Genomic DNA, 26,379 nt, shown 5'->3' with positions numbered 1-26,379 from the left:
ATTAGGGACGTTCGCCGAAGTGGACCAACAGGGCGACCCAACCGCTACGTGATCAACGATTTACACAGAGCGGTCGATATTTATTCATGGATTGCGAGGTGAGTGGCCCACCTCACCTAGGATTCAGCAAGAAGCTCTCACTATTTGCACACTTATGTCCGAGTAGGGACTTTTGGCGTTCGGGCCCATGTCTGTCATAGTCGGGACCACGACTTCCCCATTGACCCGAGCGAAGTCGCCACGCCGGGGATCACACCCCACTCGATCGTCGGCGCACCCGTGAAGCCCCCGCACCGCCCCACGACGGCGAGCAGGGGGCTTCAGGCGTTCTGGCGGTCGGCGACGCGCATCTCGAACCACGTGATCTTCCCGCGGGGCAGCAGGTCCGCGCCCCAGCGGTCGGAGAGCTTGTCGACGAGGAAGAGACCGCGACCGGTGACGTCCATCTCGTGGACCGGCATCAGACAGGGCAGTCCGCGCGAGGGATCGCGCACCTCCACCCGGATCCAGCCGCGCCGCCTCTTCATGCGCAAGCCGAACGTACGGGCCCCGGTGTGCCGCACCGCGTTGCCGACGAGTTCCGAGACCAGCAGGACGGTGTGCTCGGCGATCTGCGGGGAGAGGCCCCAGAGGCGGACCACCACGCACTGGGCGAGCCTGCGCGCGGTACCGGCCGATTCCGGCATGGACGGCAGGATCACCTCCTCCTCGGCCGGGTTCCCGTGCGACTCCAGCGCCCTGAAGCCCTGTTCGTCCTCGACCGCCGCCGTGAGCCGTACGGCCGAAGCGCTGCCGCGCTGCCGCGGCTGTTCCACACCCTCCAGGCCCGCCATGCCCCCATCATGGACGGCCGCCCCGCCCCTCCGCGCCGTTCCACGGGAAAACACCCCCCGGATCCCGGGAACCCGAGGGGGCGTCCAGGCATATGCGTAAGGCAAGCGGAGGGCTCTTCAACCCATCCTGACCTGCCGTGACGCAGTGCGCGGCGACGATCACCGTGAGTGGATCAACGATGTCGCTTAAGGCCCCCTTAAGGCCTGGCTAATCCACCCACAGGGAGGAACGGGCAACTCGCCCCGCGCGACCGCGTCCCCTGCGAATGCGCCCCCTGCGGTGGCGCCTGCACGACTGCGGCTATACGAACTTGGCCTTGCCCGGGCCCTCCTCGACGAAGCTGCGCATGCCGCGCTCGCGGTCCTCGGTGGCGAACAGGCCCGCGAACCAGTTGCGTTCGATGGTCAGACCGGTGTCGATGTCGGCGTCCAGGCCGGCGTCCACGCACTCCTTGGCGGCGCGCAGCGCGATCGCCGGCCCCTGGGCCAGCCGGGCGGCCCAGGCGTGCGCCTGCTCGTACACCTCGGCGGCGGGGACCACCCGGTCGACCAGGCCGAGGGTGAGCGCCTCGTCGGCCTTGACCATGCGCCCGGTGAAGATGAGGTCCTTGGCCCTGGACGGGCCGATCAGCCGCGACAGCCGCTGGGTGCCGCCCGCCCCCGGGATCAGGCCGAGCAGGATCTCGGGCTGGCCGAGCTTGGCGTTGTCGGCGGCGATCCGGTAGTCGGCGCACAGCGCGAGCTCGCAACCGCCGCCCAGCGCGTAGCCGGTGACGGCCGCGACGACGGGCTTGGGGATCCGGGCCACGGCGGTGAAGGCGTCCTGCAGCGCGCGGGACCGGGCGATCATCGCCGCATGGTCCATCGCCTGCATCTCCTTGATGTCCGCGCCCGCCGCGAACACCTTCTCGCCGCCGTAGAGGATGACCGCGCGGACGTCGGCCCGGTCGGTCGCCTCCACCGCGAGCTCGCGCAGCCGGTCCTGGGTGGCGATGTCCAGGGCGTTCATGGGCGGCCGGTCCAGGCGAATGGTGCCGACGCCTTCGGAGACTTCGAGAGAGAGGGTCATACGCGGAAGGTTAATGGCCAGGGGGTCCGGGGTCTCCCCCGGAAGGACGCAGCACGACAGGTGGCCCGGTGCTGTGTGTCACAGCACCGGGCCACCTGGGGCTACACAGGGGGAACTACTTGATCCACTCCGCCCAGTCCATGTTCCAGCCGTTGAGGCCGTTGTCCGGGGCGATCTGCTTGTCCTTGGAGTTCTTCACGATGACCACGTCGCCGATCAGCGACTCGTTGAAGAACCAGGCGGCGGGCTGGTTGCCGTCGCCGGCGCCGCGGACGTCCTTCAGGCCGACACAGCCGTGGCTGACGTTCTCCGAGCCGAAGGTGCCCGCGGAGGCCCAGTAGTTGCCGTGGACGAAGGTGCCCGAGTTCGACAGCCGCATCGCGTGGGGGACGTCGGAGATGTCGTACTCGCCGCCGAAGCCGACGGTCGCGCCGTTCATCCGGGTCACCTTGTACTTCTCGCTGATGACCATCTGCCCGTTGTACGTGGTCGTCGACGGGGCGCCCGCGGTGATCGGGACGTTCTTGAGCACCTGGCCGTCGCGGACGACCTCCATGGTGTGCTCGCTCGCGTCGACCGTGGAGACCTGGGAGCGGCCGATGTTGAAGGTGACCGTACGGGTCTGCTTCCCGTAGACGCCCGGGCGGCCTTCGACACCGTCGAGGGCGAGCTTCACGGTGACCTTCGTGCCCGCGGCCCAGTACTTCTCGGGGCGGAAGTCGAGGCGGTCGTTGCCGAACCAGTGGCCCTCGACCGGCACGGCCGGCTCGGCCGTCACGGTGATCGCCTTCTCGACGGCCTCGGGGTTGGTGATGCCGCGGCTGAAGTTGATGGAGACCGGCATGCCCACGCCGACGGTGGCGCCGTCCTCGGGCGTGTAGTGGCCGACGAAGGTGTTGGTCGGGGTCAGCGTGGTGAAGGTGGTGTCCTTGGCGGACTCACGGCCGGCCTCGTCCTTGGCGACCGCGTGCACCTTGTACTCGGTGGCGGAGGCCAGGTGGCGGGACGGCTCCCAGCTCGCGCCGTCGTCGGCGACCTTGCCCTCGACCGCGTTGCCCTTGGTGTCGGCGACGGTCACCGTGGTGAGCTTTCCGCCCGTGCTGGTTATCTTCAGGATGCCGCTGGTCGCGACCTCCTTGGCACCGTCGTCCGGCTTGACGTTGACCACGGCCTTGGACGCCTCGGTGCCGGTCTTGCCGTCGCCCCCCGCGTTGTCTCCACCGCTGCCGCTGCTGCTGCCGCCGCCGCTGCACGCGGTGGTCAGCAGCAGGGCCGCCCCCAGCAGAAGGGCCGGCAGGCCGGTGCGGGCGCGGCCGCGTATCGGCTGCAGGTTCACTCGTGTTCTCCCCATGTCCCCCGCGCGCGGGCAGTCGCGCGCTTGTCGACAGGTAATCACATGGGAAGAACACGAAAAGCCACGGTCTTGTCACCGTTCCGTCCCAACTGTCGGTGCCCGGACGGTGACGGTGTCGCAGGTCAGTCCTCGGTTCCGGGCTTGGTGCCCCAGACGTAGACGGCGTCGCCCTCGGTCAGCAGGTTCCAGAGGCGTTCGGCGTCCGCCACGGCGAGGTTGACGCACCCGGCGGATCCGCCGTGGGCGTAGAGGTAGCCGGTGCGGCCGTGCAGGGCCTGGCCCCCGTCGAAGAACTGGGCGTAGGGCATAGGGGAATCGGCGTACAGCGTCGACTTGTGGTCCTTGCTGCGCCAGTACACCTCGTGCCAGCCGGGCCGGGTCTCCTGGGTGTCGCGGCCGGTGCGGATGGGCACGACCGGGAAGACGATCCGGCTGCCCTGCTGCACCCAGAGCAGCTGACGGTCCATGTCCACGCACGTCACGCGGTACGAGCGGACGGGGCAGTCGCCCTCGGCGTTGGGGTTCGGGCGGGCGGCCACGACGAGCATCGTGCGGTGGGTGGCCACGCCGGGGTAGCCGTCCGCGGGAGTGACCCCGTTCTTGCGCTGGAAGGCGCGGACCGCGAAGCAGTCCGCCGAGGACTGCACCCCGTCGACCGGCCGGCCCACGTGCCTCTCCAGTTCGCGCTGGTAGGGCCCGGTGCCCGCCGTGCACGCGGCCTCCGGGCCCGGCCCCGGCGCCGCTGCCGCTGCCGCCGGGGCCGGGTTCAGTCCCGCCAGTACGAGCAGGGCGCCGAGCGCGGCCGCCCGGACACCGCCGCGGCGGCTCGCCACCTGACCTGTAGTCATCCGGGCCTCCTCGGGCCCGCCAGCCGGACCCCCGCCGCCCAGCTAACCCGCGGGGCGGGCGTACGGCCCGTGCTGCTCCGCCGAGGGGGTGAGCGGGCCACTCCGGCGGCGCACCCGCTGGGCGCCCTCGTCCTCGTCCGGGTCCGTGATGGGGACACCGGCGTACGGGTCCCGCTCGTTGCGGACGGTGACCGCGCGCCGTCCGCCCGGGGTTTTTCCGTCCAGGCCCAGCGGGCCGGTCACCGTTCTCGCCGGCAGCACGTACCCCTCGGGGACGTCCGTCTCGACCAGGTAGTACTCGCCGTCGGGAAGCCGGTCGAAGTCGCAGACGCCGTCCTCGTCGGTGGCGCAGCCGGGCCTGGCCCGATGGTCGGCGTTGATGCCCCTGGTCTGCAGCCCCTCGGTGCCGTTGGTCTCCTTCCAGAGCTCGAAGACCGCGCCGGCCAGCGGCGACCCGGTCTTGGCGTCCTTCTTCAGGACCCGGACGACGCCGCTGTACACCGCGCCGCGTTTGCGGTGGGGGACGTTGAGGACGATCCCCACCGTGGTGTCCTCCGCCCTCACGGTGAAGCCGGTGACCGGGTCCTCGGGGGGCTCGTACCCGGCCGGGACGGCGGTCTCCCGCCAGTAGTACGTCTCGCCGGCGGGCAGTTCCACCGTGCAGCTGCCGCGCGCGTCGGTCACGCAGGCGCCCTCGTGCCGCTCGTCGGCGCCCGGTCCGGTGGTCTGGAGCCCCGGCTGGTCGTTGACCTCCCGCCACAGTTCGAAACGGGCACCGGGCAGGGGTGATCCGGTGTCCAGGTCCGTGTTCCGCAGCACCACCCGGGCGCTGGGGACGGGGCCGTCGACACCCGCGGAGTGGGCCGGCGCCGCCGCGGCGACCACCGCCACGGCGGCGGCGAGGCCGAGCGGCCACACCCTTGCTGTCCTGGCTGCCATGACACTCCGTCCGTCGCCTGGGGCTGTCGCGCCCTGACAGGCTGGGGGAGCTTCGTACGCGAGTACGGGAGGACACTCGGCCACTACGGCATTCCGGTCATACCCATCACCCTCCCGTGGCCCCGGGAGGGTGGTGGGCGGTGACGGACGGCGGCCGTCAGGCGATCGCCGAGCCCGCGACCCAGTCGGCCCAGGACATGTTCCAGCCGCCCAGGCCGTTGCTCGGGGCCACCGTCTTGTCCTGCGAGTTCACGACCTCCACGACGTCCCCGACCAGGGTCCGGTCGAAGAACCAGCCGGCCGGGGTGTCCGAGCCGCCGCCCTTGTCGTCGCGCAGGCCCACGCAGCCGTGGCTCATGTTGCTGTTGCCGAAGGTGTCGGGGCTGAGCCAGTAGTTCCCGTGCAGGAAGGTCCCGGAGGAGGTGAGCCGCATGGCGTGCGGGACGTCGGGGATGTCGTACTCGCCGCCGAAACCGACGGTCTGGCCGTTCATCCGGGTGACGTCGAACATCTCCATCACCACCATCTTGCCGTTGTAGGTGGTGGTCTTGGGCGCTCCGGCGCTGATCGGCACGGTCGACAGCAGCTGTCCGTCCCGGCGGACCTCCATCGTGTGCGCGGCCGCGTCCACGGTGGAGATCTGGGAGCGGCCCACGGTGAAGGTGATCGTCTTGTCCTGGATGCCGTAGGAGCCGGGCGCGCCCTCGATGTCGCGCAGCTTCAGCTTCACGGTGACCGCGGTGCCCGCCTTCCAGTACTCCTTGGGCCGGAAGTCGAGCCGCTCCTTGCCGAACCAGTGGCCCACGACCTGCACGGCCGGGTCCGAGGTGACGGTGATCGCCCGCTCCACCTCGGCCCGGCGTTCGATGGGCCGGTTGAAGTTGAAGGAGAGGATCATGCCGGTGCCGACGGTCGAGCGGTTCTCGGGCTTGAAGTAGCCGATGAACCGCTCCTCGGGGACGTAGGTGGTGAAGGTGGTGTGCCGGGCCTGGCGGCGGTTGTGCCCGTCGAGGGCCACGGCGTCCACGGTGTACTTCGCCGCGAGCGAGAGCCGGGCGGCGTCGGGGTCGGGGCTCCAGCTGAGCCCGTCGGCGGCGATGGCGCCGGGAACCTGCTCCTCCTGCGCGTCCTCCACCTTGGTGACCACGACCCGCTCCAGCCGGCCTTCGGGCACGGTGACGCCGAGGCGTCCGTCCGCGGGGACCGCCTTGGCGTTGTCGTCGGGGGTGATCCGGATGGCCTCGTCCGGCGAACGCGGTTTGCCCGGCAGCGCGATCTCGACCGGGGCCCGGCCGTCCTGGGTACATCCGGTCAGGCCGCCGAGGAGGCCCGCCCACGCCGCCACGGCGGCCAAGCCCGCCCCTGCCCGCCTCGTCAGAAGTGTCACGGTCCCTCCAACGACCGGGCCCCTCCGGGGGAAACGTGGGCGGGCCGCACGTTCCGGGCGGATCAGTCCGGGCAGAACAGTGGGAAGGAGCAGACGGGGGCGGGCCCGGGCCGGGACGCCGGGGCCGCACTCCCCTCCCCCGCAGGTACCCAGGAGCCGTGGAGGCGGGCAGTGTCGAGCGCAGCCGAGCAGGAAGAGGCGGTGGAAGCCGCCGGGAACACGGTGGACGCCGTGGATGCCGTTGATGCCGTGGACGGGGTGCGGGGCGGTCTCGCCGCGCCCGCGCCCCGGCTGGACGAACCGCCGGGTGAGCGGCCGAACGGCCAGGTCAGAGGGCAGGTGTTACGGGCGTCGGGGCGCCCGGGACCACCGGTGTGGCCCGGGTCCTCGCATCCCCTGGGGGCCCGGTTCCGCCAGGGCGGGACCGGAGCCGGCGGGACGGAGGGCACCAACTTCGCCCTGTGGGCGCAGGGCGCCGAGGCGGTGGAGGTGTGCCTGTTCGACGCGGGCGGGGCCGAGACCCGCTGCGCCCTGACGGAGCTCACGCACGAGATCTGGCACGGATTCGTGCCGGGCGTGCGCCCCGGGCAGCGGTACGGATTTCGGGTGCACGGGCGCTGGGACCCCTGGACGGGCGCCCGGCACAATCCGGCGAAGCTGCTGCTGGACCCGTACGCCCGGGCCGTGGACGGTGACTTCACCCTGCCGCCGGAGGTGTACGGGCACGTCCGCGACTGGCCGCAGCAGTACATCGCCGACACCGTGCGCGACGACCGGGACTCGGCGCCCTTCGTCCCCAAGGGGGTCGTGGTCCACGATCAGGACGACTGGGCGGACGACGTCCGGCCGAAGACCCCCTGGGCCGATTCGGTGATCTACGAGCTGCACGTGCGCGGCTTCACGATGCGCCATCCGGGGGTTCCCGAGGAGCTGCGCGGCACGTACGCGGGGCTCGCCCATCCGGCGGCCGTCGAGCACCTGGTGAAGCTGGGCGTGACGGCGGTCGAGCTGCTGCCGGTGCACCAGTTCGCGCACGAGGACCACCTGTTGCGCAGGGGGTTGCGCAACTACTGGGGCTACAACTCGGTCGGCTACTTCGCCCCGCACGCGGGGTACTCGTCGAGCGGTACGGCGGGCCAGCAGGTCGGGGAGTTCAAGCGGATGGTGCGGGCCCTGCACGCGGCGGGGATCGAGGTCATCCTCGACGTCGTCTACAACCACACGGCGGAGGCGGGCGAGCTGGGCCCGACCCTGTCGCTGCGCGGCATCGACAACCGGGGCTACTACCGGCTCCAGTCGGACCAGCGTCGCTACGCCGACTACACGGGCTGCGGGAACACCCTGCACGCGGGCCGCCCGCACGTGCTGCGCCTGATCACGGACTCGCTGCGCTACTGGGTCACCGAGATGGGGGTGGACGGTTTCCGCTTCGACCTGGCGGCGGCGCTGGCCCGCTCGATGCACGACGTGGACATGCTGTCGCCGTTCCTCGCGGTGATCGCCCAGGACCCGGTGCTGCGGCGGGTGAAACTGATCGCGGAGCCGTGGGACGTGGGCTCGGGCGGCTATCAGGTGGGAGCCTTCCCGCCGCTGTGGACGGAGTGGAACGACCGGTACCGCGATGCCGTACGGGACTTCTGGCGGGGCGCGCTGCCGGACGTACGGGACCTCGGGTACCGGCTGTCGGGGTCGAGCGACCTCTACGCGTGGGGCGGGCGGCGGCCGTACGCCTCGGTGAACTTCGTGACCGCGCACGACGGTTTCACCCTGCGGGACCTGGTGAGTTACGAGCGCAAGCACAACGAGGCGAACGGGGAGGCGGGCCGGGACGGGACGAACGACAACCGGTCGTGGAACTGCGGGGCGGAGGGCGAGACGGACGATGCCCGGATCGCCGCGCTGCGCCGGCGGCAGCTGCGGAACCTGCTCACCACCCTGCTGCTGTCGACGGGGGTGCCGATGCTCGTCGCGGGGGACGAGTTCGGGCGCACCCAGGGCGGCAACAACAACGCGTACTGCCAGGACAACGAGACGGGGTGGGTGGACTGGTCGCTGCTGGAGGACCCGGCGTGGCGGGAGCTGTTCGCGCTGACGGCCCGGCTGATCTCGCTGCGGCACGCCCACCCGGTGCTGCGGCGGCGGGCGTTCTTCTCGGGGCACCCGCAGGGGGTGGACGGGCTGCGGGACCTGGCCTGGTTCACGCCGGCGGGTACGGAGATGACGGAGCGGGACTGGTACGCGCCGGGCGCCGCGCTGGGGATGTACCTGTCGGGGCGGGACATCCCGGGCCGTGACGAGCGGGGCCGGCAGGTGACGGACGACAGCTTTCTCGCCCTGCTGCACACCGGGGACCGGCCGGTGGCATGGGTGCTGCCGGGGGCGCGGTGGGCGGAGGGCTACGAGGTCGTCCTGGACACCTCCCGCGAGGACCAGTCCGCCGCCCCGCTCACCCGCCACCGCGGCGGCGGGACGGTGACGGTGCCGGCCCGGTCGGTCGTGCTGCTGAGGGTGGTGGGCTGAGTCCGGGCCCCGTGGTCGGCACGGAGCGGGCGCCCCAGTTCGTCCTGCGATGATGTGTTCGACATCGTCGCTGAGGGGGTCCGTGGATGGGCAGAGTCACAACCGCGCTGCGGGAGCTGCGCGGAGCGCAGAAGTCGGCGAAGGGGGTGTCGCTCTACTCGCGGTTCGTCAACCGGCCCGCCGGGCGCTACCTCGCCGCCGGGTCGTACGCGCTCGGGCTCACCCCGAACCAGGTGACGCTGGTCAGTGCCGCCTTCAGCTTCGCGGCCGCCGCCGCGGTCGCGCTGACGGCGCCGTCCTGGGGGCTCGGGATCGCCGTGTGGGCCGCGCTCGCCGTCGGGTTCGCCTTCGACTCCGCCGACGGGCAGCTGGCCCGGCTGCGCGGGGGCGGCAGCGCGGCGGGCGAGTGGCTCGACCACGTCGTGGACTGCGCCAAGCTGACCGCCCTGCACTCCTGTGTGCTGATCGCCTTCTACCGCTTCCCCGACGCGTACGGGACCGGCGGGGCCGGCTGGCTGCTGGTGCCGCTCGGCTTCCAGTTCGCCGCGATCGTGACCTTCTTCGGCGGCCTGCTGACCGAGAAGCTCAAGCCGAGGACGGCTCCGGGAAGTCCCGCCGCCGCGCCGTCGACCGTCCGCGCGGTGGCGTTGCTGCCCGTGGACTACGGGGTGTTCTGCCTGGTGTTCCTGCTGCTCGGCGGCGGAGGGCTGTTCCGGTGGGCGTACGCGGGCCTCGGCGTGGTCGCCGGACTGTTCCTGCTGGCGTTCCTCGCCAAGTGGTACCGGGAGCTCAGCGCCGTTCCGCGGTGACCGGCTCCGAGAGGGGTTCGGCGAGCGCGTCCAGCGCCCGGCGCAGCTGGGTGCTGGAGGTGTGGACGGTGTAGGGGAAGTAGACGACGTCGACGCCGTGGGCGGCGAAGTCCCGCTCCAGCTTGTCGCCCTTGGGGGTGCCCCGCCAGTCGTCGCCCTTGAAGATGACGTCGAAGCGGACCTGCTTCCAGGTCTCCACCTTGTCCGGGACCGTCTCGACGAAGGCGGCGTCCACGTACTTCACGCTGCGGACGATCTCCAGCCGCTCGACGAGCGGGATCATCGGGCGGCGTCCCTTGGCGAGTTCGGCCATCTCGTCGGAGACGACTCCGGCGACGAGGTAGTCGCACCGACTCCGGGCGTGCCGAAGGATGTTGAGATGCCCGATGTGGAACAGGTCGTAGGCGCCCGGCGCGTAGCCGACCCGATACGGCCTGCGCGCGGGCGCACCAAGTTCGGACATCTCCCGCTCCGTCATCTCTTACCCCCCAGCAGCCACACCCCCCGGTGTAGCGGATTAGCAGACAATAGCGTGCACGTTCCGCACCGTGCGGGTGAACGAATAGGGTGACGTGCGCATCATCCAGGGGAGAAGGGGACGTTCAGTGTCGAGATCCGGTCACCGGCGCATGCTGCTGGTTTCCACCAATTACGCTCCCGAACACGCGGGGATCGGGCCGTACGCCACCCAGATCGCGGAGCACTGGGCAGATCTCGGCCACGAGACCCATGTCCTCGCCGGGATGCCGCACTACCCGGCGTGGTCACTGGAACCGGAGTACCAGGGGGCGCTCCGGCGCACGGAACAGCGCGCGGGGGTCACCGTACACCGGCGTGCGCACACCGTGCCGCGGGAGCAGACCGCCGTGAAGCGGGCCCTCTTCGAAGGATCGATTCTGCTGCACGGTGCCGTGGCCCCGCCCCGGATGCCCAAGCCGGACGCGGTGCTCGCCCAGATGCCCAGCCTGGCCGGCGGCGTGCTCGCCGCCCGGCTCGCGGCGCGGTGGAAGGTCCCGTACGTCCCGGTCGTCCAGGACCTGATGGGCGCCGCCGCCGCGCAGAGCGGGATCAGCGGCGGCGACAAGGCCGCCGCGGTCGCCGGCCGCGCCGAGGCGTACGCGCTGAAGCGGGCCACCCTCGTCGGCGTCATCCACGAGACCTTCGTGGACCGGGTCGTGGGCATGGGCGTGGATCCCGGCAGGATCCGCCTCGTCCCCAACTGGTCCCACGTGGCGGTGCCCACCAAGCCGCGCGGCGAGACCCGCCGCCACCTGGGCTGGGCCCCCGGCCAGACCGTGGTGCTGCACTCCGGGAACATGGGCCTCAAGCAGGGGCTGGAGGTCCTCGTGGGCGCCGCCCGGCTGGACCCGGGCGTCCGCTTCGTCCTCATGGGTGACGGCAGTCAGCGCTCGGCCCTCGCCGAGCTCGCCGCCGACGTGCCGAATCTGGACATCATCCCCCCTGCCGCTGACGGCGAGTTCCCCGATATCCTCGCGGCGGCGGACGTACTCGCGGTCACACAGCACGCCGCCGTGCTGGACATGAGCGTTCCGTCGAAGCTCACCTCCTACTTCCAGGCGGGCAGGCCGGTCGTCGCCTCCGTGGCGGCGGAAGGCGGAACCGCCCAGGAGGTGGAGCGCTCGGGGGCAGGGGTGCTCGTACAGCCGGAGGACCCCGAGGCCCTGTTGAAGGCCGTACGGGCCCTGGCGGAGGACCCCGAAGGCGCGGACGCACTGGGAGCGGCCGGACCCCGCCACGTGGCGGCCCACCTGAGCCGCGAAGCGGGCCTGGCCCGCATCGACGCACTGATAGACGAAGCACTTGGGGGATCCCGGCCGTGATCGAGACGAACCGCCCAGCAGCGGCACCGGCCGAGGACGAACCGGACCTCCTCCGGGATCAGTTCCGCCAGCTCCTGCGCTACCGCAGACTCATCGGCGCGGGCATCGGGGTCGGCCTGCTGGGCGGCGTCTACCTCGGCATCTCCACGGCCGACACCTACGTCGCGACCGCCGACGTCGTCCTGCGCGCACCCACCGACGACCCGTTCAACCCGAGCCTCGCCCCCGACAAGGCGATCAACATCGGCTCGGAGCGCCAGGTCGCCCTCAGCTCCTCCATAGCCAACGAGGCCGCGAAGAAGCTCGGCGTGTCCGCCTCCGGCTTCGCGGCCCTGCGCAGCGGCCTCCAGGTGACCAACCCGCCGCAGACGATGGTGCTCCGCTTCACCTACACCGCGTCCTCCCCCAAGGAGGCCGCCAAGCGCGCCAACGCGATGACCGAGGCGTACCTGCTCAAGCGGCAGGAAGCCCTCGACGCCACCCGCGACAAAATGGTCAAGGGCTACAAGGAGCAGCGCGACCCGATCGCCAAGCAGCTCGACGAACTCTCCAAGGAGATCGCCCGGATGCCCGCCGGCGCCGGGCGCGACGCCGCCTCCTCCGCCAAGACCGACCTGCAGAGCGAGGTCGGCGGCTACAACACCAAGATCACCAAGCTCGAAGCCCTCGACATGACCCCGGGCCGGGTCACCAGCGCCGCGACCGCGCCCACCGCGACCGACGGACCGGGCATCGTCATGTCGCTCGCGCTCGGCGCGGCCGTGGGCCTGGCACTCGGCCTGCTGGCCGCCTGGGTCCGGCTGGTCTTCGACCCGGCGCCGCGCTCCGAGGGCGACGTGGCGCGGTCCCTGCGCGCGCCCGTCCTGGGCTACCTCCCCCGCGACAGGACGGGCGGCGGACCGCTGCTCGCCGCCGGCGAGGCCGATCCGCGGGTCGCCGAGGAGTACCGCTCGGTGGCCTTCCGGCTCGCCTACGACTCCCGCTTCGCCGACCGGCGCCGGCTGCTCGTCGTCGCCCCGCGCGGCAGCAGCGAGACCGCCGCGGCGGTCGCCGTGAACCTCGCCGCCTCCTTCGCGGAGACCGGCAAGGACGTCCTGCTCATCGAGGCCGACCTGCGCACCCCGGTCCTGGCCAGCCAGCTGCCGACGGACGCCGGCGGCCGGCCCCGGTGGAGCCGGAACCCGGGCAGCCCGGCCGCCGGACGCCACGCCGACTCCGAGTGGCCCGACGGACGCCAGCTCGTCGTCGACGCCGGGGAGTCCGGCTCGTTCGAGCTGATTCCGGGCGAGCGGGCGCGCAACGTCCCGCGCGCGCTGACCTCCGCACGCGCCACCCAGCTGATCTCCGAGGCCGACTCGCCCAACTCCACCGTGGTCGTGCTCGCGCCGCCCGTCCTCTCGTACGCCGACGCCCTCGCCCTCGTCGACCGTGTCGACGGCGTCCTGGTCGTCTGCAACCCGCGCGCCGTCCACCGCACCGACCTTGCCCGGATCCGCGAGCTGATCAGCGGCGCCGGCGGCACGGTGCTGGGCGCGGTGCTGCACGCGCCGCTGCCGGGCGAGAAGCGCGGCCGGGTCAAGGACAAGGCCGGCCCGTCAGCGGCGGCCCCGGCCACCGGCTCCAAGGCGTCCGGGAAGTCCGCTCCGCAGCCCCAGCCGATCCCGTACGAAGTGGCCGAGCCCGAGCAGCACATCCCCGGCGACGGCACCGACACCGTCGCGCTGCGCACCGTCCGCATGGGCCGCAGATGAGCCGACGCGGCCTCGCCGCCGTCGCGTCGGTGCTGGACCAGGCCGCCTCCAGCGCCACGAACATCCTGGTTCTGGTGCTGGCCGCCCGGCTGTCGACGGAGTCCGGCTTCGCCGACTTCTCGATGGTGTACGTGACCTTCACCGTGCTCCTCGGGCTGAACATGGCCTACGTCGGCCAGAGCGTCGTCCTGGAGAAGGGCGCGCGGCTGGGCGCGGTGTGCCGGTCGGCCGTGGGCTTCACGGGGGCGGCTTCGACGGCGGCCGGGGCCGCGCTGGGGGCCGTGGGCCTGGCCCTGTCCGGCGCCACGGGCCGGGCGTTCCTCGCGCTGGGCCTCGTCCTGCCGCTGGTGCTCCTCCAGGACGGGCTGCGGTACTGCTTCTCGGCGCTGCGCGCCCCCGAGCGGGCGCTGGCCGCCGACGCGCTGCGCCTGGCGTGCGTGGTCGCAGCCCTGGCCTCCCAGCCGTCCGGGGCCTCCGCGGGGCGGCTGGTGCTGGTGTGGGGCCTGTCCGCGCTGCCGGCGCTCGGCCTGGGCCTGTGGCTGCTGCGGCCGTACGTGCACGGGACGCGGGCCGATCTGCGGCCGTACCTGCGCCGCGGGCACCTCGGGCAGCGGTTCGTGGTCGAGTTCGCCGTGGGCAACGGCTCCAGCCAGCTCGCCGTACTGGGCCTCGGCGTCTTCGCGACGCCGCTGGCCGTCGGTGCGCTGCGGGGTGCGACGACCCTGTTCGGCCCGCTGAACGTGCTGTTCAACTCGGCGAACTCGTTCGCGCCGCCGGTGCTGTCGCGGCTCGGCGGCAAACGCGCCACGGTCCGGGCGACCGCGCTGCTGGGCGGGGTGCTGGCGCTGCTCGGCGCCGGGTGGGGAGCCGTGCTGTTCGCGCTTCCCGACCGGGCGGGCCGTCAACTGCTGGGCGACACCTGGGCGTCGGCGTCCGCGCTGCTGCCGGCGACGGGGGCCCAGTACGCGGTGATGGGGCTGGGCACCTGCGCGCTGCTCACCCTGCGGGTGCTGGCCCCCAAGGCCACGCTGTCCCTGCAGGTGGTCTTCTCGCTGCTGTCGGTGGGGCTGCTGCTGGGCGGCTACGCGGTGTTCGGCGTGGCGGGCGCGGCCTGGGGCCTGGCCGCCGGCTCCGCCGCGAAGGCCGGCGCCGGCTGGCTGCGGGTGGCGCGCCTCCCCGCCCCCGGGGCCGCCGCGCCCCGCCCGGCCGCGGCTCCCCTGCCCTGACCCGTTGCGCGGAGCCTCGCCCCGCGCCGCCCCTCCGGGAAACCGGGCTCCGCCCGCACCCGCGCCTCGGTCATGGGCGGGGCCGGACCGCCCTGCGGGTTCTTCACCGGCGGACGGCATCAGCCCGTCCGGCCCCGCCGGCGATCGAGGCGCAGGGGCCTGGGGCGCAGGGGCCTGGGGCGCAGGGGCTTGGGGCGGAGCCCCGGCAGCGCGGCCCCGCACATGTCAGCGCAGGGTCTTGGACTTGTCCGTGCGGTGGGTCGCGACCAGCGCCAGGCACAGGGCCGCGATCGCGACCCGCCCCGACGCCTGCAGCAGCGGCCCGCGCAGCAGGATGAAGGAGTAGCCCGCGACCAGCGGGACCACCACCGAGATCAGACTCCCCGGCGGGGCCCGCCGGGTGGCGCGCTTCGCGTAGCGCCGGTCGACGCGGGCGGAGGCGTAGCCCATGGCCAGCAGGCCGGCGCCCATGCCCAGCGGGCCGAAGTCGATCCACAGCTCCGCCCAGATCGGGGAGGAGAGGTTGGTGTTGACCGTGCCCATCCACTGGCCGACCATCACGCCCGTGTCGCGCGGCTTGCCCGGCCACACCGAGCGCGGCACCGCGAAGAAGACCGACCCGGCCAGCTGGCGGCCGTAGAAGTGCCCCGGTCCGGAGTTCGAGAAGGTGATGGTGTTCGCGAACATGCCGATCTGGTCGTAGTCCTTGAGCGCCATCGGCTCCAGGAAGGACGTGGTCTCGACCGGCCGGTAGTTCTTCTCGTCGTACCGGAAGCGGTCCGCGAACGGGAAGACGAGGAGGGCGATGACCACGGCCATCGACAGGGCCACCCGGTACATGGCCGCGCTGACCGGGAAGACGGTGAAGAGCATCGCGAACATGACCGTCAGGAACCAGTAGCGCGGGTTCGAGATCGGGTTGTTGACCACGAGGTTCAGCAGCGCGAGCGCCGACCAGGTGACGATGATCGAGACCTTGCGGCGGGCGAACTTCGAGGTGATCAGCCAGCGCGTGTAGAGCAGCAGCGAGAGCAGCGCGGGGACGGTGCCGAACCCCCGCAGCAGGGCCTGCCCGGCCTGGCCGTCGCCGTTCGAGACGCCCGCCTCCTGAATGCCCGCGATGATCTCCTGGCGGCTGGAGAAGAAGACCGCCGGACCGCCGAGTTTCACCACGAAGGCCGCGCTGCACGCGAAGGACAGGAGCGTGAGCAGCTGGAGCCGCCGCCGGTGGGCCATGACGGGGCGGGACTTCTTCTGGGAACCGCCCGCGCGGCCGGCGGGCCGGTGACGGGCGAGCAGGACGCCCACGTCGAAGGCGGTGCAGCCGAGCAGCACCAGTCCGATGGCCACGGTGAGGTCGGAGCGGGGCCCGACGACGGGCGTCGGGACCTGCCCGAGGACGGCCTGTGCGAGGGGGGCCACGCCCATGGCCATGTAGACGAAGAGCCAGAAGGAGCCCTGGAGCAGCTTGCGGCGGCTGGTGAGCACCATCGCGGAGAGGCGGGCGCCCGCGTACATGGTGAGCAGCAGCTGGAGCCAGAAGGCCGCGTCGCGCTTGCCCGCGCCGGGCTGCACGGCGACGAGGAGCGGCAGGAAGACGCTGAACCCGAGGGCGAGCGGGACGGACAGCGCGCGGGAGAGCAGGGTGCGCGGGGTGGTGACCCGGCCCCACAGGGTCTCGTCCTCGAGGGGGTGTGGCGGCGGCGCTACGGAAGGCTTGCGTATGTCCGTTGCCACTGCCGCCCCCACCCCATGTGCCTGGTCCGCGCGCAGTCTAGTCTGAGCGGGCGGCGCCCGGGGAGGCGCTGGGGGTCCTCCCGACGCTGTCGGGGGGAGGGTGGACGATCGGGGCTTCAGGTGCGTGACCTTCCTGCCTTCACGCTGGCCGGATACGACAAGGGGCGCGGGCTGCTGACGCAGGCGCTCTGGTTCGCCGTGATGAACACGCTGTTCATGAGCTGGTTCTGTCCGGCGCGGCTGCGGGTCGCGCTGCTGCGCGCCTTCGGCGCGAAGGTCGGCGAGGGGGTGCTGATCCGGCACCGGGTGCGGGTGCTGTGGCCGTGGAAGCTGACCGTCGGGGACCACACGTGGATCGGCGAGGGCGCCTGGCTGCTGAACCTGGAGCCGGTGACGATCGGTTCGCACGTGTGCCTCTCGCAGGAGTCGATGCTGTGCACCGGCTCGCACGACCACCGGGCCGCCGACTTCCGCTACCGCAACGCCCCGATCACGGTCGAGGACGGCGCGTGGGTGGCGGTACGGGCGACCGTGCTGGCCGGGGTGACGGTCGGCCGCTGCGCGGTCGCGGGCGCGGGAGCCGTCGTGCACAAGGACCTGCCGGAGCTGACCCTGCAGACCCAGGACGGGCGGCGCCGCCCGGTGGAGGAGCCGAAGTGAGAGTCCTGCACGCCGTAACGCTGCACTCCCCCACGCACGCCTTCGGCGGGCCCGTCCGGGTCGCGCTGAACCTGGCGAAGGGGCTGCTGGCCCGCGGCCACGAGGCGCGGCTGCTGGCGCTGGGCGAGGGCTTCGAGCAGTGGCCCGTCTCCGTGGAGGGCGTCCCGGCGAAGCTGTTCCCGGCCCGGCGGCTGCTCCCGCTCGGTTTCAGCGGAATGACCTCGCCGGCGCTGCTGGCGTCGGCCGGGCGCCTGGTCCGGGACGCCGATGTCGTACACGTCCACCTGGCCCGGGACCTGGTGACGTTGCCGGTGGCCCTGGCGGCGCTGCGGGCCGCCAAGCCCCTCGTCCTGCAGACCCACGGCATGGTGGACCCGAGCGAGAAGCTGCTGGCCAAGGTGCTGGACGCGGTGGCGGTACGCCGGCTGCTGCGCGGCGCCGACGCGGTGCTCCACCTGACCCCGCACGAACGGCAGGGCCTGGACGCGGTGGTGGGGGCGCCGCCGCTGGCGAACGCGGTCCGCCTGGTCAACGGCACCCCGGCGCAGGAGGAACGCCCCGCCCTCAGCGGCCCGCCGCGGGTCCTGTACTCGGCGCGCCTGCAGGCCCGCAAGCGGCCGGTGGACTTCGTGGACGCGGCCCCGGCGGTCCTCGCCGCTCATCCGGAGGCGCACTTCGTGGTCGCGGGGCCGGACGAGGGCGAGCTGGCGGCCGTCCGCGCCCGCATCACGGCTCTGGGCCTCTCGGCGCGCTTCACCGTCCCGGGAGCCCTGTCCGGCGCGGAGGTCCTGGCGGAGCTGCGCCGCGCGCACGTCTACGTACTGCCCTCCGTGGACGAGCCGTTCCCCATGTCGGTCCTGGAAGCCCTCGCGGTGGGCGTCCCCCCGGTGGTGACCCACTCCAACGGCCTGGCCCGTGACATCGCCGCGGCGGGTGCGGGTCACGCCGTCGAGCCGGGCCCCTCGGGCGTGTCGGAGGCGGTCCTGTCCCTGTTGGACCCGGCGGCGAACGCGGCGGCCTCGCGCGCGGCCCGGAAGCTGGCCGCGGAATCGTTCTCGATGGACGCGGTCCTGGACACCCTGCTCCTGGTGTACGGGTCCGCCCGCGAGAACCGGGCCCTGTCGTCGAAATAGCGTGACGACAGGGCCCGGGCCGCTCTAGACGCCGTCCCGGCGGCGCTCCTCCACCACCGGGATGGCGCCCGCCGTTCGACGGCGTTTGAGGACGCTGGAGTACACGGCGAGGCCGATGGCTCCCGCCGTCATCATGATGAGGCCGACCAGGTCGAGGTCGACGCTGCGCATCTCCCAGTCGGTGGCGAAGGTGAGGATGGCCCCCACCACGATCAGGCCGATGCAGCCGCCCAGGCCGCGCATAGGATCGCCTCCGGAAGCCGGTGTCGTCGTTGCGTACTGGCCCGCGGTTACCCCGCCCCGGTGCACGAAAACGCCCCCGGAGACCGGCAGTCCGGTCCCCGGGGGCGTTCGCGTACGGCGGTGGCCCTTACGCGGGCAGCCAGGCGTAGCAGCCCGAGGAGTTGAACTCCGCCGTGCCGGACGGGATCGTCGCCGTGATCTTGTCGCCCGCCTTGGGCTGGGTCTCGGGGCCCGAGGCCAGGATCGAACCGTCCTTGGCCTTGGCCTCCCACGTACAGGTGGTGGCCTGGGTCAGCGCCCGGTACGTGCCCGCCGCGGGCGACTGGCGGGGCCCCTCGGGGAAGCCCTTCTCGGCCGCCGCGAGGATCGGCTTCTGCTCCGGGCACAACAGGGTGATCGCGTCCTTCGCGCCCGGGATCTCCCCGGTGATGACCGCGCCGGTCGCCGCGTCCTTGTCGCGCTTCGCGGTGCGCTCCACGCGCTGGCAGGCCTCCTGGCCGCTCTGCAGGACGGCCGCCGGGTCCATCTTCTCCGGGACCCGCCCGCTCAGGTACTTCTTCTCCTGCGCCGTGAAACTTCCCGTCTTCGGGGTGAGCTTCGCGTCGGGCAGGACCGGGCCCGTCGGCTTCGCGTCGGGCGCGGAAGCCGAGGGCGCCGCGCTGTCCGCGGGGTCGGGGGCCGCCGACGAGGCCGGGGGCTTCGCCTTGGCCTCCGCGCCGGAGTCGGCCTTGCCCGAACTGCAGGCGGTCAGCGTCAGTGCGGCGGTCAGCAGAACAGCGGCCGCTGCGGAGCGTCGGTACATCGGATGGCTCCCGTACTTACTGGGTGGGACAGGAATGCGGGGCCCGGCCACGTAGAGCCGGGCCCCGCACGCCGTCAGGCGGTTACTACGGTTCTCGTCGCTACTTCGCGCCGAAGGTGAGAACCAGCTGCGGGATGCCGTCCGCCGCCGTGGACTCCGAGGACCAGATCCACAGCGGGTCGGTGCCCGTGCTCGTCAGGCCCAGGCTGTAGTTGGTGCCCAGGACCGCGGAGATGGCGGCGGTGTCCAGCTCGACGTTGTGGACCGCCGAGCCGTCCGGCACGCCCGCGATGGTGCCGAGCGGGGTGGTGCCGAGGGTGGGCTTGGTGTTGAAGGTCGTGCCCGCGCCGCTCCAGGTGCCGGTGACCGGGACCGCGGACACGGTGTCGGCGGTGCCGGCGCCCGTCTGCGTGGTGGTCTTGACCTGCAGGGAGGCGGACTTGAGGACCTGGCCGGCCGGGGCGGCCGGGAGGTCGAAGCGCAGGTACGTCTCGTACGCCGAGGTGCCGCGCACCGCGAGCGAGGAGGACGTGCCGTACGCGGTGCTCGGGGCACCCTGGTTGATGTAGGTGTCCTCGGTCGCGTTGACCTTGGAGACCGTGTCGGTGGGTGCCTTGGCCAGGGTGAAGTGGTTCTTGACCTGGGTCTCGGTGAGCGCCGACGGGTAGACGGCCGTCTCGTCGATCTGGCCGGCGAAGAAGTTGCTCGTCGGGCGGGTCGGCCAGCTGGCCAGGTTGTCGCCGCCGACGTGCCAGTAGCCCGCGTAGGTCGCGTTGCTGGTGGCGTTCAGCGAGCCCTTGTTCTGTCCGTCGACGTACAGGGTGATGCCGCCGGGGCCCTGGGTGCCGACCACGTGGTGCCACTTGTTGTCGTTGTACGTGTCGAGCAGGCCGGTGGTGACGGTCCGCGTCGAGCCGTTGTAGACGCCGAAGACCAGACGGCCGGCGTTGGTCATGTAGATCTGCCGGTCGTACGAGCCGCTGTTGCGGTCGGTGTTGTTGCCGAAGCCGATCAGCTTGCCGCCGCGCGTGGTGCCCGTCTTGAACCAGGTCTCGATGGTGAACGCGTTGCCGACCGTCTGGCGGTGGTCGCTGTAGACCTGCTGGCTGGTGCCGTTGAAGCCCATCGCCGTGCTGGTGCCGGAGACCGCGCCGGGGGTCTGGCGCAGGGCCGGGGCGTTCAGCTGGACGCCGCCGGTGTTGCCGCTGACCGAGGAGTCGGCGACGTACGGGCTGACGGTGTCGTCGTAGCGCCAGTACAGGTTGGCGCCGTCCGCGCGGACCTGGTTCGGGTACGGCTGGACCGCGGTCGGGACCGTCACCGAGACGCTCGCCGACAGGGCGCTGGTGTTGCCGGCGCCGTCGGTCGCGGTCACGCGGTAGCTGTACGACTGGCCGGCCTTGACCGTGGTGTCGACCCAGGAGGCCTGGGGCCGCTCGAACTCCAGGGAGTCCGCGTTCACCGTGGCGGCGGGCGTGGCCGAGCCGTTGCGGTAGATGCGGTAGGTCAGCTTGCTGTCGTCCGCGTCGTAGCTGGTGCGCCAGCGGACCTGCGCCTCGCCGGGCTTGACGCTCGCGGCGCTGACCACCGGGGTGGTCGGGGCGCCGACGTCGCCGGTGGAGGCGAAGCGGGTCAGGGCCTGCTGCGGCTTGCCGTTGATGAGCGTGAACTCACCACCGACCCACATGTACTTGACGTCGTTCTTCTCCGCGACGGACATGACGCGCGGGCCGATGCCCTCGCCGAGGCCGTCGTTGGCCGTGGGGAACCAGCCGAGCTTGCGCGGGCCGCGCACGAAGCCGTTCACGGGCGCGGGGGCTGCGCCGGTGTGATCGGTCGGCTGGGCCAGCAGGAAGTGGCGCTTGCCGTCCGGGTACTCCAGCTCGGTCGAGCAGTCGTGCGCGTGCGAGGAGCTGTAGAGCACCCCGTCGTACGGCTGCACGTACTGGGTGGCGCCGAGGCAGCGGTCGCGCCACTTCTCGCTGAAGTCGGTGCTCAGGCCGATGCGGCCGTCGAAGACGCCGCCGCCGGAGCCCTCGCTGCCCGTGTAGTAGCCCGTCGCGTCGGCCGAGATGTCCTTGACCACGGAGTTGGACGGGATGCTGGTGTACGTCTTGGTGACCGCGCCGGTGGTGGCGTTCACGACGGCCAGCGCGTGCGTGTTGGCGCCGTTGACCGAGAAGAAGTCTCCGCCGAGCAGGACGTTCTTGCCGTCGTTGCTCACCTCGATGGCACGGCCGGGCTCGTCCGCGTTGGCGACGAAGGGCTTCAGGGCGCCGGAGGAGGCGTCGACCGCGGCGAAGCGCTCGCGGGTCTGGCCCTCGACGGAGGCGAAGTCGCCGCCCACGTACAGGGTGTCGTCGGTGACGGCGAGCGCGCGCACGGTGGCGGGGACGCCCGGGTGGAACGCGGCCTTGGGGGTGCAGGTCTCGATGTCGACCGCGGCGAGGCTGGAGACCGGGGTGCCGTTGACGGCTCCGAAGTATCCGCCCGCGTAGAGGGTCTTCTTGTCCTTCGAGACGGCCAGCGTGCGGACCGTCGCGGTGCCGTCGCCCACCGTGAAGGCGAGCTTGCAGGAGGTCGGGTTGCCCGTCGCGGCGTCGAGCGCGACGAAGTTCACGGCTTCCTGTTCGGCGCCCGCGGCACCGTCGGGCGGCCTGACGGCCGAGAAGGTGCCACCGGCGAAGACGGTGCCGTTCGCCTGGGCCATCGCCCACACGATGCCGTTGGGCTGCCACGTCGGCAGGTTGTCGGCGGTGAACGCCACCGGCGCCGTGATGGCGGACGCCTGCGGCATCAGCACCAGGCCGATACCGGTGCCGGCACCGGCCAGTGACAAGACGAGGGCAGCAGTCAGCCCTCTGGATCTACGCATGAGCCCCCCAGGGCAATCGCCCGGTTTGATGGCTGGAACTATCCGAACAGCCATATGTACTGGCGCAGACTAGGGCTCACATAAGGGCCCGGTCACCTCACTTGACCCATTGCATACCAACTTGGAATACAGGGTTCAGCCAGGAGGGTGCACTTCGGACATATAGCAGGTTTGACCCGGCCACACCCACACGGACCTGCGGAATATGACCGGGACAGGGCAAATCGTAGGGGAAATATAAGGCTTCAGCGGTCGATGCGTACGGTCACGCCCGCCAGTTGGTCCTCGACCTGGCGGATGTCGGCGTCGACCATGATCTTGGCCAGTTCGGACACCAGGACCGTCGGCTTCCAGCCGAGTCGGTCATGGGCCTTGGAGGCGTCGCCGATGAGCGCGTCGACCTCGCTGGGGCGCTCGTACTTGGGGTCGTAGCGCACGTGCTCGTTCCAGTCGAGACCGGCGTGCCCGAACGAGGCCTCGACGAACTCGCGTACGGTCGCGGCCACACCGGTGGCGACCACGTAGTCGGTGGCCTCGTCCTGCTGCAGCATCCGCCACATCGCGTCCACGTACTCCGGGGCGTAACCCCAGTCGCGGACGGCGTCGAGGTTGCCGAGGTAGAGCTTCTCCTGGAGACCGGCCTTGATGCGGGCGACCGCGCGGGTGATCTTGCGGGTCACGAAGGTCTCGCCGCGGCGCGGGGACTCGTGGTTGAAGAGGATCCCGTTGACGGCGAACATGCCGTACGCCTCGCGGTAGTTCACCGTGGTCCAGTACGCGAAGACCTTGGCGGCGCCGTAGGGGCTGCGCGGGTGGAAGGGGGTGCCCTCGTTCTGCGGCGGCGGGGTCGCGCCGAACATCTCGGAGGACGAGGCCTGGTAGATGCGGGTGTCGATGCCGCTGGCCCGGATCGCCTCCAGCAGGCGCAGCGCGCCGAGTCCGGTCACGTCGCCCGTGTAGAGGGGCGCGTCGAAGGAGACGCGGACGTGGGACTGCGCGCCGAGGTTGTAGACCTCGTCGGGGCGTATGTCGCGGAGCAGGTTCACCAGGGCGACGCCGTCGGAGAGGTCGGCGTGGTGCAGGACGAAGGACCGGTTGGCGGTCTGCGGGTCCTGGTAGATGTGGTCGATCCGCTCCGTGTTGAAGCTGGAGGACCGCCGCACCAGACCGTGCACCGTGTAGCCCTTGGAGAGCAGGAGCTCGGCGAGGTACGAGCCGTCCTGTCCGGTGACGCCGGTGATCAGTGCGGTCTTGCCCATGGGGTCCCCCTGGTGGTGGTTGCTGTTCGTTGTGTTGAGCGGGCTGCACCCCCGGCAGCCCCCGGCCCGCCGGGGCGCGTGCCCGGGGACTGGATGCGTACCGTACACGCCGGGTCCGGCCGCGTTTGCGGCGGATTCCGCGGTGCGCCGCGCGAGGCGGGAGCGGGACTCCCGCGGGAGGCCCGCCCGTTGCCCGACCGCCCGGGGCCCGGCCGGGCGGGGACGGACCGCGCGGGGACGGACCGGGCGGGGACGGACTGCCGCCGTCTCCGCGGGAGCGGACTGGCATCATCGGCGGTATGACAAGTTCGCTGCCGCTGCTGCCCCCGAACGCCCGTGTCTTCGTCGCGGGCCACCGCGGCCTCGTGGGGTCGGCGGTCGCCCGCCGGCTCACCGCCGACGGCCACGAGGTGCTCACCCGGGGCCGCGCCGACCTCGATCTGCGCGACGCCGCCGCGACCGGGGCGTACCTCAGGGACGTCCGCCCGGACGCCGTGGTGCTGGCCGCCGCCAAGGTCGGCGGGATCATGGCCAACAGCACGTACCCGGTGCAGTTCCTGGAGGACAACCTCAAGATCCAGCTCAGCGTCATCGCCGGTGCGCACGCCGCCGGTGTCGACCGCCTGCTGTTCCTCGGCTCGTCGTGCATCTACCCGAAGCTGGCCCCGCAGCCGATCAGCGAGGACGCGCTGCTGACCGGTCCGCTGGAGCCGACCAACGAGGCGTACGCCCTCGCGAAGATCGCCGGCATCGTCCAGGTCCAGTCGTACCGCAAGCAGTACGGGGCCTCGTACATCTCGGCCATGCCGACGAACCTGTACGGCCCGGGCGACAACTTCGACCTGGAGTCCTCGCACGTCCTGCCCGCCCTCATCCGGCGGTTCCACGAGGCCGCCGCCGAGGGCCGCGAGGAGGTCACCCTGTGGGGCAGCGGCACCCCGCGCCGGGAGTTCCTGCACGTGGACGACCTCGCCGCCGCCTGCGCGGTGCTGCTCGGCGGCTACGACGGCGACGAGCCCGTCAACATCGGCTGCGGCGAGGACCTGACGATCAGGGAACTGGCCGAGACGGTCGCCGAGGTGACGGGCTTCCGGGGCAGGCTCGCCTGGGACACGTCCAAGCCGGACGGGACCCCGCGCAAGCTGCTCGACGTCGGCCGGCTGACCGCCCTCGGCTGGAAGCCCGGCATCCCGCTGCGGGACGGTATCGACGCCACCTACCGGTGGTGGCGCGAGCAGAACGGCTGATCCCAAACCAGAGCCCCTCAGTACGCTCCGCGACCGTCGACGACGGCGCGGAGCGTGCGGCCCATCACGTCGACGTCACTGGTGAAGGACCAGTTGTCGACGTACTGCAGGTCGAGCTGGATCGTTTCATCCCAGGACAGGTCGGACCTTCCACTGATCTGCCACAAACCTGTCATCCCGGGCCGCACGGTGAGCCGGCGCAGTTCGACCTCGTCGTACTTCGCCACCTCCTCCGGCAGCGGCGGGCGCGGGCCGACCAGCGACATGTGTCCGGTCAGGACGTTGATGAGCTGGGGCAGTTCGTCCATCGACGTGCGGCGCAGCAGCCGGCCCACCCGGGTCACCCGGGGGTCGCGGCGCATCTTGAACATCAGGCCGTCGTTCTCGTTGGACCCGGCCAGCTCGGCCTTGCGGGCGTCGGCATCCACCACCATCGTGCGGAACTTCCACATGACGAACGGGATCCCGTCGCGGCCGATGCGCCGCTGGCGGTAGAAGGCCGGGCCGCGCGAGCCCAGCCGTATCGCCAGGACGATCCCGAGGAACAGCGGGGAGAGCAGCAGCAGTCCGGCCGCGGCCCCCGCCCGGTCCAGGACCGACTTGAGCAGGGTCTGCAGGCCGCGGCCGACGGGCGGCGCCACCCGCAGTACGGCGAGTCCGCCCGCGGACAAGGTCTCCAGGCGCTTGACGGATACCTCCACCAGGCCGGGGAAGACGGCCAGTTCCAGCCCGGCGTCGTGCAGGGCCCAGGCCACCCGGCGCAGTCGCTCCCCCGCGATCCGCGCCCCGGGTGCCACCAGGACCAGGTCGGCGTTGTGGCTGTCGACGGCTCCGAGTACGGCCGCGGCGTCCCCTGCGGGCGCCGCGGACATGACCGCGTCGAGCCGGGCCGCCACGGGCACCCCGCTGGTGAGGGTCCCGCCGCCGACCGGGACCACGCCGACGACCACGTACGGATGGTCGGTGCGCGCGGCGAGGTGGGCGATGACGTCCTCGGCGGCGTCGGGCTCCCCTATCACCAGGACCCGGCTGACGGCCTGGGCCTCGCGGCGGGCGGCCGACAGGTGACGGTAGGTCAACTTGTGGCAGGCGACGGTGATCAGCAGGGCGGGCAGCAGGGCCCCGAGGGCGGAGAGCCGGGGGGTGTCCTCCTCGGTCACCACGCGGGCGACGGCCAGCACGCCGATCAGAATCAGCCAGTCGTGCACGACCGGCAGTACTCCGCGGGATTCTCCGAGCACCCGGGCGGCATAACGCCGGCGCAGCAACTGCACCCCGGTCCACGCCAGGGCGGCGCCGAGGGCGCAGTAGAGGGGCCGGACCTGCTGGGCGGCCGCGAAGACGAGTCCTACCGGAACGGCGGCGCCGAGGAAATCGGCGGTGACGGCGGCGGGCAGGTACCAGCGGGCCTTGTCACCCAGGCGCCGTGTGGACTCACGGGCCGTTCCGGCCACCCTTTGCGCAGGAAAATGGACATGCCTCATGGGCCCCCCTGGCACGTGGTCTATGACAGCGGCGAGTATCCACGGCTTCCCCAGGCAGTGGACATCTGTCGCACCGGGAAACAGTACGACAAACACCCGTTCGCCAGGTGCCGTTTGGGGCATCACGACCCCTTGTTGTTCAAGTGTTAGCAAGCGGTACTAGTTGCTCCGCATACCGGACGCCCCTTTGGCACGCAAAGGTGAAGGGTTCGGATACCGGATATGACTGATCGGACAACGAACCGTTTCCGGCCAACCTTTTGACGCGGTCCTGACATCATGGCGAACAGGTGGCACTCTTCGACCGTTCATCGCACCAGCCCTGATCTGCCCGGAGGCCCACCCAGCCATCCGGAACCCGC

21 protein-coding genes are annotated in these 26,379 nt (G+C 71.9%); 8 read left to right on the top strand and 13 right to left on the bottom strand.

Annotated elements, in window-relative coordinates; genetic code table 11:
- Window positions 1-320 precede the first annotated feature (320 nt).
- The 6 genes from ACFCZ1_RS14145 to ACFCZ1_RS14120 form a co-directional block, all read right to left on the bottom strand.
- Window positions 321-938, bottom strand: coding sequence for an ATP-binding protein (locus ACFCZ1_RS14145; RefSeq protein ID WP_376678635.1), 618 nt, complete (start codon window positions 936-938; stop codon window positions 321-323).
- A 196-nt stretch (window positions 939-1,134) separates the two neighbouring features.
- Complete coding sequence (locus tag ACFCZ1_RS14140) at window positions 1,135-1,902, bottom strand: enoyl-CoA hydratase/isomerase family protein (RefSeq protein ID WP_376678634.1); 768 nt, start codon at window positions 1,900-1,902, stop codon at window positions 1,135-1,137.
- A gap of 115 nt (window positions 1,903-2,017) precedes the next feature.
- Window positions 2,018-3,253, bottom strand: a complete 1,236-nt coding sequence (locus ACFCZ1_RS14135; protein ID WP_376678633.1) for an Ig-like domain-containing protein — start codon at window positions 3,251-3,253, stop codon at window positions 2,018-2,020.
- A gap of 125 nt (window positions 3,254-3,378) precedes the next feature.
- A complete protein-coding gene (locus tag ACFCZ1_RS14130; RefSeq protein WP_376678632.1) occupies window positions 3,379-4,104 on the bottom strand; it encodes a L,D-transpeptidase family protein in 726 nt (241 codons plus the stop codon).
- A 42-nt stretch (window positions 4,105-4,146) separates the two neighbouring features.
- Window positions 4,147-5,043 (bottom strand): collagen binding domain-containing protein, encoded by an 897-nt coding sequence (locus ACFCZ1_RS14125; protein WP_376678631.1) that lies wholly within the window; start codon window positions 5,041-5,043, stop codon window positions 4,147-4,149.
- A 157-nt stretch (window positions 5,044-5,200) separates the two neighbouring features.
- Window positions 5,201-6,421 (bottom strand): Ig-like domain-containing protein, encoded by a 1,221-nt coding sequence (locus ACFCZ1_RS14120; protein ID WP_376678670.1) that lies wholly within the window; start codon window positions 6,419-6,421, stop codon window positions 5,201-5,203.
- Between the two features lie 180 nt (window positions 6,422-6,601).
- On the opposite strand from ACFCZ1_RS14120, the gene glgX reads away from it, so the two are divergent.
- Together glgX and ACFCZ1_RS14110 are read left to right on the top strand one after the other, a co-directional pair.
- Window positions 6,602-8,950 (top strand): glycogen debranching protein GlgX, encoded by a 2,349-nt coding sequence (gene glgX, locus ACFCZ1_RS14115; protein WP_376678630.1) that lies wholly within the window; start codon window positions 6,602-6,604, stop codon window positions 8,948-8,950.
- 86 nt (window positions 8,951-9,036) lie between these two features.
- Entirely contained in the window at window positions 9,037-9,759 is a 723-nt protein-coding gene (locus tag ACFCZ1_RS14110; protein ID WP_376678629.1) for a CDP-alcohol phosphatidyltransferase family protein, read from the top strand.
- On the opposite strand, the gene ACFCZ1_RS14105 is transcribed toward ACFCZ1_RS14110, so the two are convergent.
- Window positions 9,740-10,222: an adenylyltransferase/cytidyltransferase family protein gene (locus ACFCZ1_RS14105; protein WP_376678628.1), complete on the bottom strand. Its 483-nt coding sequence runs from the start codon at window positions 10,220-10,222 to the stop codon at window positions 9,740-9,742. The genes ACFCZ1_RS14110 and ACFCZ1_RS14105 overlap by 20 nt on opposite strands.
- Before the next feature lie 166 nt (window positions 10,223-10,388).
- Between ACFCZ1_RS14105 and ACFCZ1_RS14100 the strand changes: the two genes are divergently transcribed.
- From ACFCZ1_RS14100 to ACFCZ1_RS14090, 3 genes are read left to right on the top strand one after another with little or no spacing between them, the layout of a single operon-like run.
- Window positions 10,389-11,600 (top strand): glycosyltransferase family 4 protein, encoded by a 1,212-nt coding sequence (locus tag ACFCZ1_RS14100; RefSeq protein ID WP_376678669.1) that lies wholly within the window; start codon window positions 10,389-10,391, stop codon window positions 11,598-11,600.
- A complete protein-coding gene (locus ACFCZ1_RS14095; protein ID WP_376678627.1) occupies window positions 11,597-13,351 on the top strand; it encodes a lipopolysaccharide biosynthesis protein in 1,755 nt (584 codons plus the stop codon). Before ACFCZ1_RS14100 ends, ACFCZ1_RS14095 begins: the two co-directional genes overlap by 4 nt.
- On the top strand, window positions 13,348-14,577 hold the full coding sequence (locus tag ACFCZ1_RS14090) for a hypothetical protein (protein ID WP_376678626.1): 1,230 nt from the start codon (window positions 13,348-13,350) through the stop codon (window positions 14,575-14,577). The genes ACFCZ1_RS14095 and ACFCZ1_RS14090 overlap by 4 nt, the downstream gene beginning before the upstream one ends.
- Window positions 14,578-14,802: 225 nt before the next feature.
- Here ACFCZ1_RS14090 and ACFCZ1_RS14085 read toward each other — a convergent pair whose 3' ends face one another.
- Window positions 14,803-16,302, bottom strand: a complete 1,500-nt coding sequence (locus ACFCZ1_RS14085) for a hypothetical protein (RefSeq protein WP_376678668.1) — start codon at window positions 16,300-16,302, stop codon at window positions 14,803-14,805.
- Between the two features lie 132 nt (window positions 16,303-16,434).
- On the opposite strand from ACFCZ1_RS14085, the gene ACFCZ1_RS14080 reads away from it, so the two are divergent.
- Window positions 16,435-16,974: a WcaF family extracellular polysaccharide biosynthesis acetyltransferase gene (locus ACFCZ1_RS14080; protein WP_376678625.1), complete on the top strand. Its 540-nt coding sequence runs from the start codon at window positions 16,435-16,437 to the stop codon at window positions 16,972-16,974.
- Window positions 16,971-18,107, top strand: a complete 1,137-nt coding sequence (locus ACFCZ1_RS14075) for a glycosyltransferase (RefSeq protein WP_376678624.1) — start codon at window positions 16,971-16,973, stop codon at window positions 18,105-18,107. The genes ACFCZ1_RS14080 and ACFCZ1_RS14075 overlap by 4 nt, the downstream gene beginning before the upstream one ends.
- Before the next feature lie 24 nt (window positions 18,108-18,131).
- On the opposite strand, the gene ACFCZ1_RS14070 is transcribed toward ACFCZ1_RS14075, so the two are convergent.
- The 4 genes from ACFCZ1_RS14070 to gmd all read right to left on the bottom strand — a co-directional run bounded on the left by ACFCZ1_RS14070 (window position 18,132) and on the right by gmd (window position 23,286).
- Window positions 18,132-18,350, bottom strand: coding sequence for a DUF6458 family protein (locus ACFCZ1_RS14070; protein ID WP_376678623.1), 219 nt, complete (start codon window positions 18,348-18,350; stop codon window positions 18,132-18,134).
- A gap of 127 nt (window positions 18,351-18,477) precedes the next feature.
- Window positions 18,478-19,152: a hypothetical protein gene (locus ACFCZ1_RS14065; RefSeq protein ID WP_376678622.1), complete on the bottom strand. Its 675-nt coding sequence runs from the start codon at window positions 19,150-19,152 to the stop codon at window positions 18,478-18,480.
- Window positions 19,153-19,252: 100 nt separating this feature from the next.
- Entirely contained in the window at window positions 19,253-22,027 is a 2,775-nt protein-coding gene (locus ACFCZ1_RS14060) for a DNRLRE domain-containing protein (protein WP_376678621.1), read from the bottom strand.
- Between the two features lie 245 nt (window positions 22,028-22,272).
- Window positions 22,273-23,286 (bottom strand): GDP-mannose 4,6-dehydratase, encoded by a 1,014-nt coding sequence (gene gmd, locus ACFCZ1_RS14055; protein ID WP_376678620.1) that lies wholly within the window; start codon window positions 23,284-23,286, stop codon window positions 22,273-22,275.
- Between the two features lie 299 nt (window positions 23,287-23,585).
- Between gmd and ACFCZ1_RS14050 the strand changes: the two genes are divergently transcribed.
- A complete protein-coding gene (locus tag ACFCZ1_RS14050) occupies window positions 23,586-24,533 on the top strand; it encodes a GDP-L-fucose synthase family protein (RefSeq protein ID WP_376678619.1) in 948 nt (315 codons plus the stop codon).
- A 17-nt stretch (window positions 24,534-24,550) separates the two neighbouring features.
- Here the strand turns inward: ACFCZ1_RS14050 and ACFCZ1_RS14045 are convergent, their stop codons facing one another.
- Window positions 24,551-26,017: an exopolysaccharide biosynthesis polyprenyl glycosylphosphotransferase gene (locus tag ACFCZ1_RS14045; protein ID WP_376678618.1), complete on the bottom strand. Its 1,467-nt coding sequence runs from the start codon at window positions 26,015-26,017 to the stop codon at window positions 24,551-24,553.
- Between the last annotated feature and the right edge of the window lie 362 nt (window positions 26,018-26,379).

The sequence above is a fragment of the Streptomyces sp. NPDC056224 genome, assembly GCF_042267665.1.
GTDB lineage: Bacteria > Actinomycetota > Actinomycetes > Streptomycetales > Streptomycetaceae > Streptomyces.
This window is presented reverse-complemented; position numbering and strand designations above follow the sequence as displayed.

Coding starts and splice junctions, on each gene's coding strand:
- ACFCZ1_RS14100 (WP_376678669.1), top strand. CDS start 10,389: ATGCTGCTGGTTTCCACCAATTACGCTCCCGAACACGCGGGGATCGGG.
- ACFCZ1_RS14090 (WP_376678626.1), top strand. CDS start 13,348: ATGAGCCGACGCGGCCTCGCCGCCGTCGCGTCGGTGCTGGACCAGGCC.
- ACFCZ1_RS14130 (WP_376678632.1), bottom strand. CDS start 4,104: ATGACTACAGGTCAGGTGGCGAGCCGCCGCGGCGGTGTCCGGGCGGCC.
- ACFCZ1_RS14125 (WP_376678631.1), bottom strand. CDS start 5,043: ATGGCAGCCAGGACAGCAAGGGTGTGGCCGCTCGGCCTCGCCGCCGCC.
- ACFCZ1_RS14060 (WP_376678621.1), bottom strand. CDS start 22,027: ATGCGTAGATCCAGAGGGCTGACTGCTGCCCTCGTCTTGTCACTGGCC.
- ACFCZ1_RS14045 (WP_376678618.1), bottom strand. CDS start 26,017: ATGAGGCATGTCCATTTTCCTGCGCAAAGGGTGGCCGGAACGGCCCGT.
- ACFCZ1_RS14140 (WP_376678634.1), bottom strand. CDS start 1,902: ATGACCCTCTCTCTCGAAGTCTCCGAAGGCGTCGGCACCATTCGCCTG.
- ACFCZ1_RS14105 (WP_376678628.1), bottom strand. CDS start 10,222: ATGTCCGAACTTGGTGCGCCCGCGCGCAGGCCGTATCGGGTCGGCTAC.
- ACFCZ1_RS14135 (WP_376678633.1), bottom strand. CDS start 3,253: ATGGGGAGAACACGAGTGAACCTGCAGCCGATACGCGGCCGCGCCCGC.
- ACFCZ1_RS14070 (WP_376678623.1), bottom strand. CDS start 18,350: ATGCGCGGCCTGGGCGGCTGCATCGGCCTGATCGTGGTGGGGGCCATC.
- ACFCZ1_RS14050 (WP_376678619.1), top strand. CDS start 23,586: ATGACAAGTTCGCTGCCGCTGCTGCCCCCGAACGCCCGTGTCTTCGTC.
- gmd (WP_376678620.1), bottom strand. CDS start 23,286: ATGGGCAAGACCGCACTGATCACCGGCGTCACCGGACAGGACGGCTCG.
- ACFCZ1_RS14065 (WP_376678622.1), bottom strand. CDS start 19,152: ATGTACCGACGCTCCGCAGCGGCCGCTGTTCTGCTGACCGCCGCACTG.
- ACFCZ1_RS14110 (WP_376678629.1), top strand. CDS start 9,037: ATGGGCAGAGTCACAACCGCGCTGCGGGAGCTGCGCGGAGCGCAGAAG.